This window comes from Kitasatospora sp. NPDC004289 (genome assembly GCF_053602875.1).
The window spans coordinates 162,337-176,838 of sequence record NZ_JBSGEL010000004.1; the positions used below are offsets into that span (position 1 = coordinate 162,337).

Here is a 14,502-nt window from a genome sequence, read left to right on the forward strand (position 1 = left end):
TGGCTCCGGGCAGGCGGCATCAGTGCGTGTCCTCACTCAGGGTCCGCGCCCTGGATCGACGTAGCGGGGGCGAGAGTCTCCTGGCTTCCGGGTCGGACACACCCTCGGGCCTTCCAACAGCCGCCTGGGCGGGCCGTCGTGACCATGGTTCGAGCGTGCTCCCCGGTGACAGTGGCGGGACCGCGCCGGATTCGCACCGGCTTCCTCTCCTTGCCTCCGATTGGCTGAAAGATCCCACCACGCCCCTCGACCGGGCGTCAACAACGGTGGCGGAGGGGTTGGTCACACGGTTGTCCGCCCCGCCGTGCGGCGCGCCTGCGGCGGCGGCAGGCTGGCCGTGGCACGGCACCGTCGCCGTACCGGACCCGGAAGAAACAAGAGGGACGGCGATGACCGATCTCGGCAAACTCCTCAGCGGCCTGCTCGGCGGCAGCGGCGGTGGGAACGCCAGCGCGGGGAACCTGCTCTCCATCCTGCTCGGCTCGCTGGCCGCGAACGGCGCCGGGCGGGGCAACGGGCTCGGCGCCCTGCTCCAGCAGCTGACGGAGGGCGGTCTCGGCTCCCAGGCCCGATCCTGGGTCGGCACCGGCGACAACCACCCCGTCACCGGCCCCGAACTCGCCGCCGCCCTCCCGCCCGGCGAACTCGAGATGCTCGCCCGCAACGCCGGCATCACCCCCGACCAGGCCGCCGACACCCTCGCCACCCACCTCCCGTCGACGGTCGACCGCCTCACCCCCAACGGCGAACTCCCCACCCCGGCCACCATCGAGGAGCTCTTCGGCAAGATGTAGCGACCAGCGCGCGGGGGACGTAGGTGGTCACCCCGGGGGCGCGAGACTCTGCTGATCTGCGGCTCCGCCGCGCGGGCGCGCGGGGGAACGGCAGCAGGTGCAACTGGCTGACGGCGGTTCAGTTGCCGGTGGGCCGCCTTCCGACCCGCGCAGTTCCCCGCGCCCCTGCGGGGCGCTCCTCGCCGTCGTTATCTCCGAGCGGCCCTGGGTGATCACCCGTCAGTAGTGGTAGGAAACTCCAGCGCCGCGCCCCGGGCCGGGAATCCGGTTCGTGCGTTCAGCGGGTGCAGGCGGCAGCCGGGCCGCACCTACGGTCTGGGCATGCGCCGCAGACCGCCCACCCCCACGCCGGTCCCGTTCTCACCCGCCGCCGCGAGGGCCCACCGGGTGGGCCTCGGGCTGACGCCCGATCAGGTCGCGGCCGGCATGGCCGCGCACGGGGTGCGGCTGCTGCCCACCCACGTGATCGGCTGGGAGACCGGGGAGTACCGCCCGGACGAGACCGAGTTCATCGCCCTGGCCCGCGCCCTCTGGTGCCCGCCGGCGCAGCTGATGGGCACCGCCCCGTCGAGCCTGCGCGACTTCCGGGTGGCCCGGGAGCTCACCCAGGAGCAGGCCGCCCGCCGGATCGGCGTGGCCCTGCGCGTCTACGAACAGGCCGAGCTGACCGGCAGCTGGCCCGGAGACCCGGAGCAGTCCTGGGAACTCGCCCAGGTCCTCGGCCTCACCCTCCGGGCCTTCGCCTGGGTGACCAACCGTCAGGACGCCCTGGAGAAGTGCCTGCGGCAGTGCGTGGACGGCCGCTGGCAGAGCCAGGTGAAGCCGGTCGCCAAGCTGCTGCCGGTGCCCCGCTCCGTCCTGGAGAGCGTCCTCGCCGACCTCCAGCAGGACCACGTCGTGCCGATGCACTGGGGCGCCGCGCCCGCCCCCGTCGCCGAGCAGCAGCCCGACGTGCCGCCGCTCCAGCGCTTCTGGGAACTGCTCGCGGCCCGGCCCACCGACATTCCCGTCTGACGCACCGTCCGCTGCCGTTCCCGTACGGCGGCACTCCGGTGGCACCCCGCTCCCGCCCCCGGTCGAATGGACCGCAACGTCCGAGACCCGCCCTCACACCCGGGAGCGCCCATGCGTTGGGGAACCGCGGCCATGGTGGCCGCCGCCGTCGTCGGAGCCGGTGGCGCGGCCGTCCTGCTGATCGGCCGCCGGGCCTCCCAGAACGTGGTGCGGCCCGGACGGCCCGAGCCCGGCAGCGCCCCCGAACTGCGGGTGCACGACCTGGCCCCGGGCGCGGTGGTGCTCACCCGCAGCTCCGCCACCGCCCTGCCGGGCCGGTACGCGCTGGAGTGGCCGAACGGCGGGCACGCCGTGGTAGGCGAGGTGCTGGCCACCGGGCCGCAGACCGTCACCCGCCGCCTGGAGCTGGTCGACGGGGGCTCCCTCGACCCGGGCACCAAGGTCGAGTTCACCCCGCGGGTGCTCACCGGCGACCCGCGCACCGCGCTCGGCATCGACCACACCGACACCATCGCCGCCGGCGAGCACGGCGACCTCCCCGCCTGGTACACCCCCGGCAAGCGCGGCACCTGGGTCCTGCTGGTGCACGGCCCCGGCGCCGACCGCACCCAGGCCCTCCCGGTCATCCCGACCCTGCGCGCCCTGGAGCTCCCCACCCTCACCGTCACCTACCGCGGCGACCAGGGCGCCCCCGACTCACCGGACGGCCTCACCCACTTCGGCGAGACCGAGTGGGAGGACGTCGAGGCGGCGATCCGGCTGGCCCTGGAGAGCGGTGCGGGGAAGGTGATCCTCTACGGCTGGTCCACCGGCGCCACCATGGCGCTCCAGACCGCCGCCCGCTCGGCCTTCCGGGAGTCGATCGCCGGGCTGGTGCTGGACTCGCCGGTGCTCGACTGGTCCCGGACGGTCCGCCGCGAACGCGCCCGGGCCGGCGTCCCGGCCGCCGTCGCCGAACTCGGCGCCCTCGCGGCCGAGGGCCGGGCCGGCGTCGACCTGGCCGGCTTCGCCCGCCTCGCCTCCGGCACCGACCTGCACGTCCCCACCCTCCTGCTGCACAGCCCGGACGACTCCATCGCCCCCTGGTCCGCCGCCGCCCGCCTGGCCGACCTCCGCGGCGACCTGGTCAGCCTCCACCCCGTCCCCCACGCCGAACACGCCGCCCTCTGGAACGCCGCCCCCACCCCCTACACCGAATCCCTCCGCCGCTGGCTCACGCCCCTCCTCTGACGGAAGTGGTTACACCAGGGGCGCGGGGAACTGCGCGCAGGGGGACGGCAGCACCTGCAACTGGCTGACGGCGGATCAGGTGCAGGTGAGCCGCCTTCCGTCCTCGCGCAGTTCCCCGCGCCCCCGGAGTGACCACCGCCGCCGGCCAGGCCGGTTCTGCCGCCCGTCGCGTGCCCACGCGGCGGAGCCGCACATCAGCAGAGCCTCGCGCCCCCGGGGCATCCCATGGCCGCTCCAGTGCCTTGTGTGACCGAAGAAATGACCTTCTCGGTCGGGTTTGCACCGCTCGCGCGAAAAGCCGATGTGACAGGAGGCCCGTACACGGGGAAGACTGCACGGCGTGACGTCTCGGAATCCGCGCGACCGTGATGCCCCGCTCCCGCCGAAGACCGGTACCGGTGCGACGGTGACCCGTCTCCCCGGTTCGGCCCGTCGGCCCGACACAGTGCAGCCGGGCGCCCCGCGCCGCCGCACGCCCGCACCCAAGCCCGGCCGGGGCCGGGTGCCGGTTCCCGATGGCCTCCCGGCCCCCTCCGAGCTGGCCCCGCTGGCCCGGCGGATGCTCGCCGACGCGGTCCGGATCGCCCGCTGGGCGGGTGAGCTGGAGCACGTGGACAAGCGTGGGGAGCTCCTCCCCGAGGACGCCCGCGCCGCCGGGAAGGCCCTGGCGATGACCGTGGGGGCCGCTGCCCGCGCCTGGGGCCAGGCACTGCTGGTCGGCCTGGTGGAGGCCCGCGAGGGCGGTGCCGCACCCGGCTGGCGGCTGCACGCCTGGGAGCACGACGACGAGGCCGTGATCCGCGGCTGGTCGGCGCTGTTCGACGCCTGGACGCTGGTCGCCCCGATGCCGCCCGCCGCGATGCGCGGCGTCTTCGCGGTGCTGGCGGGCCAGGCGGTGGACCAGGCCCCGCAGCTGCTGTCCTTCCTGCACCTGGTGGACGGCCCGGTTCCCGACAGCGAGCTGCTGGAGCTGCTCCGCCGGGGCCTGGACGAGCGCCGGGTGGCGGCGGGCACCAGCCCGCTCTCGCCCGTCCCGCACGCCGCCTCCGCCGTCTCGGCGGTCCGCGGCACCTGCCGCGAGCCGCAGATCGACACCCCGCACGCCCCGGCCGAGGTGGCCGCGGTGCTGGACTGGATGCTGGACGGCCTGGCGGCCGTCGGCGCCCTCACCCGGCACGACGAGGCGGCCGAGCTCTCCCCGTTGGGCCACTGGGCGGTGCGGGCCAAGCTGGAGGAGATCTGCACCGTCGCGCAGACCGCCGCCGGGCACATCGAGCAGAGCGCCCTGGAGCTGCTGGACGCCTGCGCCAACTACTCGCCGGGCCCGGCCCGCGCCGAGTACCGGGCCTGGGTCGCGGCCCGGCCGGTGGACCGCGCGGTGGCCGAGCTGCTGGACGCCGCCCGGGGTGAGGACGCGCTGCTGCGCGGTCTGGCCTTCGAGGCGCTCCGGGTGGCAGGCGGCACCGCCGAGCAGGCGGTCCGGGCGGCCGTGGACGAGCCCGTGCTGCGCCCGTACGCGCTGCTCTGGCTGGCCGAGCAGTCGGACGAGGCCGGAGTGCTGCCCTCGGACGTGCTGACGGCGGAGGACGCCGCCTGGCTCTGGGTGGACACCGCCGCGGCGGTGCTGGACCACGGGGAGACCAGCCTGCTGGTCGGTCACGTGGAGGGCGCCTCGGCCGGCGAGCCGGTCCGGCTGTTCCACCGGGCCCGGCAGTCCGGCCACCCCAGGGCGGCCTCGGTGCTGACCGCTGTCGCCTCGGTCCACCCGGATCCGGTGGTGGCCCGGGCGGCCCGCCGCAGCGCCTTCAGCGTGCACAACGGCGGGGCGTAGCCCGCACGACCTGACGGAGAAGGCCCCGAACCGGGATCCGGTTCGGGGCCTTCTCTTCGTGCGTGGGGCGGCGTCAGCAGCCGCTGCGCGACTCCGCGCGGCGGGCCCGGACGTCGCCGACCTTCTGGCCGACCTTGCGGCGGATGACCAGCAGCGGGGCCATCGCGGCCAGCGTGATCTGGGCGACCGCACCGACGTGCATCAGGGTGTTGCCACCGGGCAGGCCGGCCGCCCAGGCGGCGAGGCAGCCGATGGAGACCACGATCCAGCACAGGGTGGCGGTGGCCAGCATGCCCTGCGGCTTCGGGTACTCGATCCGACTGACCATCAGGTAGGCCACGCCGAAGATCATCAGCAGGCCCGGGACGAACGGCGGGTCGAGCAGCACGATGGCGATCACCGTCATGGCGCCCATCGGGCAGGGCATGCCCTGGAAGATCCCGGGTGCCATCTTGACCGCCGAGAAGCGGGCCAGCCGGAGCACCACCGCGAGCAGCACGGTGAGCGCGATCAGCGCCGAGAAGCGCTGGTCCGAGCCCGGGCTGACGATGCCCCAGACCGCGACGAAGTACGCGGGGGCGATGCCGAAGCTGATCAGGTCGGCCAGGTTGTCGAGCTCCGCGCCCAGCGCCGAGGAGCGCAGCTTGCGGGCCACCAGGCCGTCGAACAGGTCGCACATCGAGCCGATCAGCAGCAGCGTCACCGCGGTGGCGGCGCTGTGCTTGTCGGGCCCGGCCGCCGAGGCGCCGGTGATGTGCGGCATCAGGACCCCGGTGGTGATCGAGTAGATCGCCAGGAAGCCGCAGACGGCGTTCCCCAGGGTCAGGAAGTCGGCGGTCGACAGGTGCTGGGGCGAACGGGGAGCGCGCAGCTCCCGGTCGCGGGCCCAGCGGCGACGGCGCAGCGCCGTCTCCTCGTCGTCCAGCCCGACCAGGGTCTCAGGATCAGTCACGGTCAAGGCGCGTCACCCCGGCAGTGGTCTTCTGGCCGACCTCGACGCCGACCTCGACGCCGGCCGGCAGGTAGGTGTCGACGCGGGAGCCGAAGCGGATCAGACCGATCCGCTCGCCCTGCTCGACCTTGGTTCCGGCGTCCACGTACGGCACGATGCGACGGGCCACGGCCCCCGCGATCTGCACCATCTCGATGTCGCCGAGCTCGGTGTCGAAGTGCCAGACGACACGCTCGTTGTTGTCGCTGTCCTTGTTGAACGCCGGGACGAAGTTCCCGGGCACGTGCTCGACGGACGTCACGGTGCCGGGCAGCGGCGCGCGGTTGACGTGCACGTTGAGCGGGCTCATGAAGATGGCCACGCGGGTGCGGCCGTCCGGCCACGCGTCGATGGACTGGACCACGCCGTCGGCCGGGGAGATGACCCGGCCCTGCCCGATCTCCCGCTCGGGGTCACGGAAGAACCACAGCATGCCCGCGCTGAGCGCGCAGGCCGGTACGGCCGCCACGGCCCACTTGCCGCTCCGCCGGGTGAGGGCGGTGGTGATCGCGGCCGTTGCCAGGGTGGGCACGAACCAGGGGGTGGCTCCTCGCGCGATGGTGACGCGCGGGCGTCGACCGTTCGCCGGGGCGAGGGCATCGCCAGCCGGAGCGGAGGAGTGAGGGGACGGGCTGATGGGCATCGAATACCTTAGTCGCGGGCCCCGGCCGGCAGAGCTTGGCACCTGGACGGGGGCCACCGCGGGGATCGAGTGATAAAGGGACGGCATGCTGTCCCGGTGGATGGTATCGGGACCAGGCGGTAGGTGGGCAAGCCGCCTGCTGAGCTGGGTGTCCGGTGCGGTGCCGATCTGTGCCTGCTATGTGTACGACCGTAACGCGGCGGACTGCGGTTCCCCAAGGGTCCGAGCTCGCCTCGTGACCCACGTCTCAATACGAACACGGCTGACGGGTCGTCAATCAAGAGCGTACGGAAGCAGCCGTAGGGCGCATACCCCGGGGGTACACGCCCTACGACCTCACCGGGCTCCGGCCCGCACGCCGGGCCAGGTCGGACGGTGGTCTCAGTCCGCGATGCGGTACTCCTCGAGCAGGCGGCGTCCCACGATCATCTTCTGGATCTCCGCCGTACCTTCACCGATCAGCAGCATCGGGGCCTCCCGGTAGAGGCGCTCGATCTCGTACTCCTTGGAGAAGCCGTAGCCGCCGTGGATGCGGAAGGCGTCCTCGACGACCTCCTTGCAGTACTCGGAGGCCAGGTACTTGGCCATGCCGGCCTCCAGGTCGTTCCGCTCGCCGCTGTCCTTCTTGCGGGCGGCCATCACCATCATCTGGTGCGCGGCCTCGACCTTGGTGGCCATCTCGGCGAGCTTGAACTGGATCGCCTGGTGCTCGGCGATCTTCTTGCCGAAGGTGGAGCGCTGCTGGGCGTAGGAGATGCCCAGCTCGAAGGCGCGGCGGGCCACGCCGCAGCCGCGGGCGGCCACGTTGACCCGGCCGACCTCGACGCCGTCCATCATCTGGTAGAAGCCCTTGCCCGGGACGCCGCCCAGGATCCGGTCGGCCGGGATGCGGACGTCCTGGAGCACCAGCTCGGTGGTGTCGACGCCCTTGTAGCCCATCTTCTCGATCTTGCCGGGCACGGTGAGGCCCGGGACCTTCGGGTTCGGGCCGAAGCCCGGCTCCTTCTCGATCAGGAAGGTGGTCATGTTCTTGTACGGGGTGGAGCCGCCCTCGTCGGTCTTGCACAGGACCGCGACCAGGGTGGAGGTGCCGCCGTTGGTCAGCCACATCTTCTGGCCGTTGAGGACGTAGAAGTCCCCGTCCTTGACGCCCTTGGTGGAGATGGCCGCCACGTCGGAGCCCAGGCCCGGCTCGGACATCGAGAAGGCGCCGCGGATCTCGCCGGCGGCCATCCGGGGCAGGAAGTACTCCTTCTGCTCCTGGGTGCCGTGGGCGTTGATCATGTGGGCCACGATGAAGTGGGTGTTGACGATGCCGGAGACGGACATCCAGCCGCGGGCGATCTCCTCGACCACCAGGGCGTAGGTCAGCAGGGACTCGCCCAGGCCGCCGAACTCCTCGGGGATGGTCAGGCCGAACAGGCCGAGCTGCTTCATCCCCTCGACGATCGCGGTCGGGTACTCGTCCTTGTGCTCCAGCTCGGTCGCGACCGGGATGATCTCCTTGTCGACGAAGTCCCGCACGGTGGCGAGGATGTCCCGCTGGATCTCGGTCAGGCCGTCGGTCTGTGCGAGGCGTCCCATCGTGCGGCTCCAGGAAAGGTCTGAGGGTGGTGGGGAGTTGTGGGGCCCCGCAGGCGTGACTCTGCGGGGCCCCGTGACCGGGAGAGGGGCCGATGACGGCGGCTCCTCGGCCGGGGTCTAGGAGAGGGGCTCGGGGCGGCCGGGCTGGTCGCCGCCGCGCTCCTTCAGGTACTGCTCGGTCGGCACCATCACCTTGCGGCGGAAGATGCAGACGACCGTGCCGTCCTGCTTGTAGCCCTTGGTCTCGACGTACACGATGCCCCGGTCCGGCTTGGAGGTCATGTTCTTGTCGAGCACCACGGTCTCGCCGTAGAGGGTGTCGCCGTGGAAGGTCGGCGCGATGTGCCGCAGCGACTCGATCTCCAGGTTGGCGAGCGCCTTGCCGGAGACGTCCTCGACGCTCATGCCGAGCAGCAGCGAGTAGATGTAGTTGCCGACCACGACGTTCCGGCCCTGCACGGTGGTGGTCGCGTAGTTGGCGTCCATGTGCAGCGGGTGGTGGTTCATCGTCAGCAGGCAGAACAGGTGGTCGTCGTACTCGGTGACGGTCTTCCCGGGCCAGTGCTTGTAGACCGCGCCGACCTCGAACTCCTCGTAGGTGCGTCCGAACTGCACGTCAGGCCTCCGCCTTCTTGTCAGAGACGGGCTGTTCGAACTTGGAGGTGCGCTGCATGCCGGCCGCGCGGCCCTTGCCGGCGATGACCAGGGCCATCTTGCGGCTGGCCTCGTCGATCATCTCGTCGCCGAGCATCGCCGAGCCCTTGGCGCCGCCGGCCTCGGAGGTGCACCAGTCGTAGGCGTCGAGGATCAGCTCGGCGTGGTCGTAGTCCTCCTGCGAGGGCGAGAAGATCTCGTTGGCGGCGCCGACCTGGTCCGGGTGCAGCACCCACTTGCCGTCGAAGCCGAGGGCGGCGGCGCGGCTCGCCACCTCGCGGTAGCCCTCGGGGTTGCGGATCTGCAGGAAGGGGCCGTCGATCGCCTGGAGGTCGTGCATCCGGGCGGCCATCAGGATCCGCATCAGGATGTAGTGGTAGGCGTCGGCCGGGTAGCCGGGCGGCTGCATGCCGACCACCAGGGACTTCATGTTGATCGAGGCCATGAAGTCGGCCGGGCCGAAGATGATGGTCTCCAGCCGGGGCGAGGCGGCGGCGATCTCGTCGACGTTGACCAGGCCCTTGGCGTTCTCGATCTGCGCCTCGATGCCGATCTTGCCGACCTCGAAGCCCATGGTCTTCTCGATCTGGGTGAGCAGCAGGTCGAGCGCCTTCACCTGGGTGGCGTCCTGCACCTTGGGGAGCATGATGCAGTCGAGGTTCGGGCCGGCGCCCTCGACCACGGTGATGACGTCCCGGTAGGTCCAGTGCGTGGTCCAGTCGTTGACCCGGACGACCTTGGTCTTGTTGCCCCAGTCGCCGTTGTTCAGCGCGTCCACGATGTGGTGGCGGGCGCTCTCCTTGACCAGCGGGGCGCAGGCGTCCTCCAGGTCGAGGAAGACCTGGTCGGCCGGCAGGCCCTGGGCCTTCTCCAGGAAGCGCGGGTTGCTGCCGGGCACGGCCAGGCAGGAGCGGCGCGGGCGGAGACGGTTGACGTTCGTCATGAGGGTGGGTCAGTCCTTCCGGTTCAGCCGGTCGCGGCGGTCGAGGTCGCGGCCCAGGGCTGGAGCCTGTTGGCCAGCCGGATCTCGTCGACGATCCGGCCGATGATGGTGGTGATGCCGAAGTCCTTCGGGGTGAAGACGGCGGCGACGCCGGCGGCCTTGAGGACCTCCGCGTCCGCTGCCGGGATGATGCCACCGACGATCACGGGGACATCCTCCACCCCGGCCCGCCGCAGGCGGGAGAGGACGTCGGGTACCAGCTCCGGGTGGGCGCCGGAGAGGATCGACAGGCCGACGCAGTGCACGTCCTCCGCGACCGCCGCCGAGACGATCTGCTCCGGCGTCAGGCGGATGCCCTGGTAGACCACCTCGAAGCCCGCGTCGCGGGCCCGGACGGCGATCTGCTCGGCGCCGTTGGAGTGCCCGTCCAGGCCGGGCTTGCCGACCAGCAGGCGGAGCTTGCCGGTACCCAGCTCGGCCGCGGTGGCGGTGACCGCCTCGCGGACGGCGGCCAGCTCGCCGCCGGGCTCGGCCGGCACGGCGACGGGCGCGCCGCCGACCCCGGTGGGGGCGCGGTACTCGCCGAAGACCTCGCGCAGGGCGAAGGCCCACTCGCCGGTGGTGACCCCGGCGCGGGCGCAGGCCAGCGTGGCGGGCATCAGGTTGGCCGTGGTCCCGGCGACGGTCTTGAGCTCGGCCAGGGCGGCCTGGGCGGCCGCCTCGTCCCGCTCCCGGTGCCAGGTCTGAAGGGCCGTCAGGACGGACTGCTCGGAGGCCGGGTCGACCACCATGATGGCGGTGTCCAGGTCGGCCGTGAGCGGGCTCTCCTCGGTGGTCTCGTAGCAGTTGACCCCGACGATCTTGTCCTCGCCGGACTCGATCCGGGCCCGCCGGGCGGCGTGCGAGGAGACCAGGTTGGACTTCAGGTAGCCGGACTCGACGGCCGGGATCACCCCGCCCATCCCCAGCACCTTGGCGATCTCCGCCTCGGCGCCGGCCAGCAGCTCGGCGGTCTTGGCCTCGATCACCTCGGAGCCGTTGAAGATGTCGCCGTACTCCAGCAGGTCGGACTCGAAGGCCAGCACCTGCTGGATGCGCAGCGACCACTGCTGGTCCCAGGGCCGGGGCAGGCCCAACGCCTCGTTCCAGGCCGGGAGTTGGACGGCCCGGGCGCGGGCGTCCTTGGAGAGCGTGACGGCCAGCATCTCCAGCACGATCCGCTGGACGTTGTTCTCCGGCTGGGCCTCGGTCAGGCCGAGCGAGTTGACCTGCACGCCGTAGCGGAACCGGCGCTGCTTGGCGTCCTCGATGCCGTAGCGCTCGCGGGTGACCTTCTCCCAGAGCCGGGAGAAGGCCCGCATCTTGCACATCTCCTCGACGAAGCGGACGCCCGCGTTGACGAAGAAGGAGATCCGGGCGACCACCTCGCCCATCCGCTCGGCCGGCACCTGGCCGGAGTCGCGGACGGCGTCCAGCACCTCGATCGCCGTGCACATCGCGTACGCGATCTCCTGGACCGGGGTGGCCCCGGCCTCCTGGAGGTGGTAGCTGCAGATGTTGATCGGGTTCCACTTGGGGATGTTGCCGACCGTGTAGGCGATCATGTCGGTGATCAGCCGGACCGAGGGGCCGGGCGGGAAGACGTGCGTCCCGCGCGACAGGTACTCCTTGACGATGTCGTTCTGGGTGGTGCCGGTGAGCTTGGCGATGTCCGCGCCCTGCTCCTCGGCGACCACCTGGTAGAGCGCCAGCAGCCACATGGCGGTGGCGTTGATCGTCATCGAGGTGTTGGTCTGCTCCAGCGGGATGCCGTCGAACAGCGTCCGCATGTCGCCGACGTGGCCGACCGGCACCCCGACCCGGCCGACCTCGCCGCGGGCCAGCACGTGGTCCGAGTCGTAGCCGGTCTGGGTCGGCAGGTCGAAGGCGACCGAGAGGCCGGTCTGACCCTTCGCCAGGTTCTTCCGGTAGAGCGCGTTGGAGTCACTCGCGGTGGAGTGGCCCGCGTACGTGCGCATCAGCCAGGGACGGTCCCGGTCGGCGCCCATCAGATGTTCCGGAAGCGGTTGATGGCGGGGAGGTGCTGCTCGCGGAGCTCCTGGTTGCGGACGCCCAGGCCCTCCTGCGGGGCCAGGCAGAGCACGCCGACCTTGCCCTGGTGCTTGTTGTGGTGCACGTCGAGGGCGGCCTGGCCGGTCTCCTCCAGGGTGTAGACCTTGGAGAGGGTCGGGTGGATCTTGCCCTTGGCGACCAGGCGGTTGGCCTCGAAGGCCTCGCGGTAGTTGGCGAAGTGCGAGCCGACGATGCGCTTGAGCGACATCCACAGGTAGCGGTTGTCGTACTGGTGCATGAAGCCGGAGGTGGAGGCGCAGGTGACGATGGTGCCGCCCTTGCGGGTGACGTAGACCGAGGCGCCGAAGGTCTCGCGGCCCGGGTGCTCGAAGACGATGTCCACGTCCTCGCCGCCGGTGAACTCGCGGATCTTGGAGCCCAGGCGCTTCCACTCGCGCGGGTCCTGGTTGTTCTCGTCCTTCCAGAACTTGTAGCCCTCGGCGGACCGGTCGATGATCGCCTCGGCGCCCATGGTCCGGCAGATCTCCGCCTTGGCCTCGCTGGAGACCACGCAGATCGGGGTGGCGCCGCCGGCCAGCGCGTACTGGGTGGCGTACGAGCCGAGGCCGCCGCTGGCGCCCCAGATCAGGACGTTGTCGCCCTGCTTCATGCCCGCGCCGTTCTGCGAGACCAGCTGGCGGTAGGCGGTGGAGTTGACCAGGCCCGGGGAGGCGGCCTCCTCCCAGGTGAGGTGCTTGGGCTTGGGCAGCAGCTGGTTGGTCTTGACCAGGGCGATCTGGGCCAGGCCGCCGAAGTTGGTCTCGAAGCCCCAGATGCGCTGCTCCGGGTCCATCATCGTGTCGTTGTGGCCGTCCGGGGACTCCAGCTCGACCGAGAGGCAGTGCGCGACGACCTCGTCGCCCGGCTTCCAGGCGTTGACGCCGGCGCCGGTGCGCAGGACCACGCCCGCGAGGTCGGAGCCGAGCACGTGGTACGGCAGGTCGTGACGCTTCGTCAGCGGCGAGAGGCGGCCGTAGCGCTCCAGGAAGCCGAAGGTGGAGACCGGCTCGAAGATCGAGGACCAGACGGTGTTGTAGTTCACCGAGCTGGCCATCACGGCGACCAGGGCCTCGCCCGGGCCGAGCTCGGGCAGCGGCACCTCGTCGAGGTGCAGGGACTTGCGGGGGTCCTTGTCGCGGCTCGCCTGGCCGGCGAACATCTGCTCCTCGTCCTTGTGGAGCGTGACCGCCCGGTAGGACTCCGGCAGCTTGAGCCCGGCGAAGTCCGCCGAGGTGCTGTCGGGGTTGAGGATCGCGTCGAGGATTTCCTTCATGGCTGCCTCCGAAGGCGTACCTGTGTGAGGGCGCACAGGGCGTCTGGGGGAGCCGGGAGCGGACACCGGCTTCGCTTGTCGGTCTGGGTGGGAACTGCTGGAAAGTCTGCGGGCTGCGACGGCTGGTGGTGTCGCACCTGACACGGCGCGCCGAGGTGGGGAGCCGCGGCGCCGCGCTGGTGAGCAACAAGGTAGTGGCACCCTGTGCCACTCGTAAAGACACCGCGTGCCAGGAATTCGAGTGAACCAGCACACGCTCCGCGGCGCCCGCCGGGGGCGTGCGAAAGGCCCGCCCCGAGGAGTCGGGACGGGCCTTCGAAACTGCTCTGACCTGCGGGGATGTCAGCCGGTGGGCGCGCTGAGGGCGGCCTTGATCCGGTCCACGACCTGCTCCAGCGGGGCGTCGGTGCGGGTGACTGTGATGAGCACCTCACCTCCTGAGCCGCCCGGGACGGCACCGAGTGCATCGGCCGTCATGACCTCGAAGGCCGGGGACGGTGTCACATTGGCACCGGGTGCCACACCGGTTCCGCGCCGCCTCATGCCGTTCGGCGCGGTGGCCCAGAAGGTGCCGCGGATGACGTCGAAGGAGTGGTCCAGCTGGGCCTCCACGTCGCCCGAGCCGCCGGCCCGCAGCCAGCGCCGCAGCACGTGGTTGTGGGCCGCGACCACGGCCGCCGCCGAGACCTCGGCCAGCATCGAGTCGTCGTCCCCGCCGCGCTGCCAGCCCGGCGGGATCTCCTCGGCCGCGTCGAAGCGGCCCAGCAGGTACCGGGTGAACAGCCGCTCGTACCGGGAGACCACCGCGATCTCCCGCTCGCGCAGCGCCGGGACCTGACGGATCAACTGGTACCGGGCCACCGAGACGCCCGGGGTGGAGGCGTACATCCGGAGCACCTCCTTGATGCCCCGGCAGACCACGTCCAGCGGGTGCTCCTCGGAGTCGGCGCTGGCCAGCAGGTCGGCCACCCGGACCAGGGTGTCGTCGTGGTCCGGGAAGATCGCCTCCTCCTTGGACCGGAAGTACCGGAAGAAGGTCCGCCGGGCCACTCCGGCGGCGGCCGCGATCTGGTCGACGGTGGTCTCCTCGTACCCCTGGGAGGAGAACAGGTCCATCGCCGCGGTCGCCAGGTCCTGGCGCATCTGGAGGCGCTGGGCGGCCGCCCGGCGGCTGCCGGCCCCGGTGTCGGCGGCCGTCCGGCCGCCCTCCGCCCGCTCCGGGGCTGACGTTTCGGATGACTGTTCCCGGTCCATGCCCGGAACGCTACACGTACCGGGAGGCCCTCCCGCGGGCTTCGGACGCCGCAGCGGCGGCACGGGTGCGGAGACCGCCGGGCGGGGCCACCGCCCGGCCGCCGCGCCGGGCCCCCAGGCGGGCCGGACGGCTCTCGCCGGGGCGGCCGCCCGGCCGTCCGGGGACGGTGCCCCGGCGG

General features: G+C 72.0%; 12 protein-coding genes and 1 riboswitch. Of the genes, 4 read left to right on the forward strand and 8 right to left on the reverse strand.

Features of this window, described 5'->3' with window-relative positions; all coding sequences use genetic code 11:
* Positions 1–51 precede the first annotated feature (51 nt).
* A riboswitch (cobalamin riboswitch) is annotated at positions 52–233 on the reverse strand.
* A 33-nt stretch (positions 234–266) separates the two neighbouring features.
* From ACWEPF_RS04235 to ACWEPF_RS04250, 4 genes are all read left to right on the forward strand, one after another.
* Positions 267–794: a YidB family protein gene (locus ACWEPF_RS04235; RefSeq protein ID WP_380149061.1), complete on the forward strand. Its 528-nt coding sequence runs from the start codon at positions 267–269 to the stop codon at positions 792–794.
* Between the two features lie 321 nt (positions 795–1,115).
* On the forward strand, positions 1,116–1,808 hold the full coding sequence (locus ACWEPF_RS04240) for a helix-turn-helix domain-containing protein (RefSeq protein ID WP_345290800.1): 693 nt from the start codon (positions 1,116–1,118) through the stop codon (positions 1,806–1,808).
* 111 nt (positions 1,809–1,919) lie between these two features.
* Positions 1,920–3,038, forward strand: coding sequence for an alpha/beta hydrolase family protein (locus ACWEPF_RS04245; protein WP_452171339.1), 1,119 nt, complete (start codon positions 1,920–1,922; stop codon positions 3,036–3,038).
* 340 nt (positions 3,039–3,378) lie between these two features.
* A complete protein-coding gene (locus ACWEPF_RS04250; protein WP_452171340.1) occupies positions 3,379–4,869 on the forward strand; it encodes a hypothetical protein in 1,491 nt (496 codons plus the stop codon).
* A 73-nt stretch (positions 4,870–4,942) separates the two neighbouring features.
* Here ACWEPF_RS04250 and ACWEPF_RS04255 read toward each other — a convergent pair whose 3' ends face one another.
* From ACWEPF_RS04255 to ACWEPF_RS04290, 8 genes are all read right to left on the reverse strand, one after another.
* Positions 4,943–5,827, reverse strand: coding sequence for a CDP-alcohol phosphatidyltransferase family protein (locus ACWEPF_RS04255; RefSeq protein ID WP_380149066.1), 885 nt, complete (start codon positions 5,825–5,827; stop codon positions 4,943–4,945).
* On the reverse strand, positions 5,814–6,503 hold the full coding sequence (locus ACWEPF_RS04260; protein WP_345290797.1) for a phosphatidylserine decarboxylase: 690 nt from the start codon (positions 6,501–6,503) through the stop codon (positions 5,814–5,816). The genes ACWEPF_RS04255 and ACWEPF_RS04260 overlap by 14 nt, the downstream gene beginning before the upstream one ends.
* A 381-nt stretch (positions 6,504–6,884) precedes the next feature.
* Complete coding sequence (locus tag ACWEPF_RS04265; protein WP_345290796.1) at positions 6,885–8,087, reverse strand: acyl-CoA dehydrogenase family protein; 1,203 nt, start codon at positions 8,085–8,087, stop codon at positions 6,885–6,887.
* A gap of 117 nt (positions 8,088–8,204) precedes the next feature.
* A complete protein-coding gene (locus tag ACWEPF_RS04270; RefSeq protein WP_452171341.1) occupies positions 8,205–8,702 on the reverse strand; it encodes a MaoC family dehydratase in 498 nt (165 codons plus the stop codon).
* A gap of 1 nt (position 8,703) precedes the next feature.
* Positions 8,704–9,684 carry an HpcH/HpaI aldolase/citrate lyase family protein gene (locus ACWEPF_RS04275; RefSeq protein WP_452171342.1) on the reverse strand — a complete coding sequence of 327 codons (981 nt, stop codon included), beginning with the start codon at positions 9,682–9,684 and terminating at the stop codon, positions 8,704–8,706.
* A gap of 23 nt (positions 9,685–9,707) precedes the next feature.
* Entirely contained in the window at positions 9,708–11,732 is a 2,025-nt protein-coding gene (locus ACWEPF_RS04280) for a protein meaA (RefSeq protein ID WP_452171343.1), read from the reverse strand.
* Positions 11,732–13,069 (reverse strand): crotonyl-CoA carboxylase/reductase, encoded by a 1,338-nt coding sequence (gene ccrA / locus ACWEPF_RS04285; RefSeq protein WP_345290792.1) that lies wholly within the window; start codon positions 13,067–13,069, stop codon positions 11,732–11,734. Before ccrA ends, ACWEPF_RS04280 begins: the two co-directional genes overlap by 1 nt.
* A 342-nt stretch (positions 13,070–13,411) precedes the next feature.
* Positions 13,412–14,323, reverse strand: a complete 912-nt coding sequence (locus tag ACWEPF_RS04290) for a TetR family transcriptional regulator (protein WP_345290791.1) — start codon at positions 14,321–14,323, stop codon at positions 13,412–13,414.
* Positions 14,324–14,502 lie beyond the last annotated feature (179 nt).

Coding starts and splice junctions, on each gene's coding strand:
- ACWEPF_RS04245 (WP_452171339.1), top strand. CDS start 1,920: ATGCGTTGGGGAACCGCGGCCATGGTGGCCGCCGCCGTCGTCGGAGCC.
- ACWEPF_RS04290 (WP_345290791.1), bottom strand. CDS start 14,323: ATGGACCGGGAACAGTCATCCGAAACGTCAGCCCCGGAGCGGGCGGAG.
- ACWEPF_RS04275 (WP_452171342.1), bottom strand. CDS start 9,684: ATGACGAACGTCAACCGTCTCCGCCCGCGCCGCTCCTGCCTGGCCGTG.
- ACWEPF_RS04240 (WP_345290800.1), top strand. CDS start 1,116: ATGCGCCGCAGACCGCCCACCCCCACGCCGGTCCCGTTCTCACCCGCC.
- ACWEPF_RS04280 (WP_452171343.1), bottom strand. CDS start 11,732: ATGGGCGCCGACCGGGACCGTCCCTGGCTGATGCGCACGTACGCGGGC.
- ccrA (WP_345290792.1), bottom strand. CDS start 13,069: ATGAAGGAAATCCTCGACGCGATCCTCAACCCCGACAGCACCTCGGCG.
- ACWEPF_RS04265 (WP_345290796.1), bottom strand. CDS start 8,087: ATGGGACGCCTCGCACAGACCGACGGCCTGACCGAGATCCAGCGGGAC.
- ACWEPF_RS04260 (WP_345290797.1), bottom strand. CDS start 6,503: ATGCCCATCAGCCCGTCCCCTCACTCCTCCGCTCCGGCTGGCGATGCC.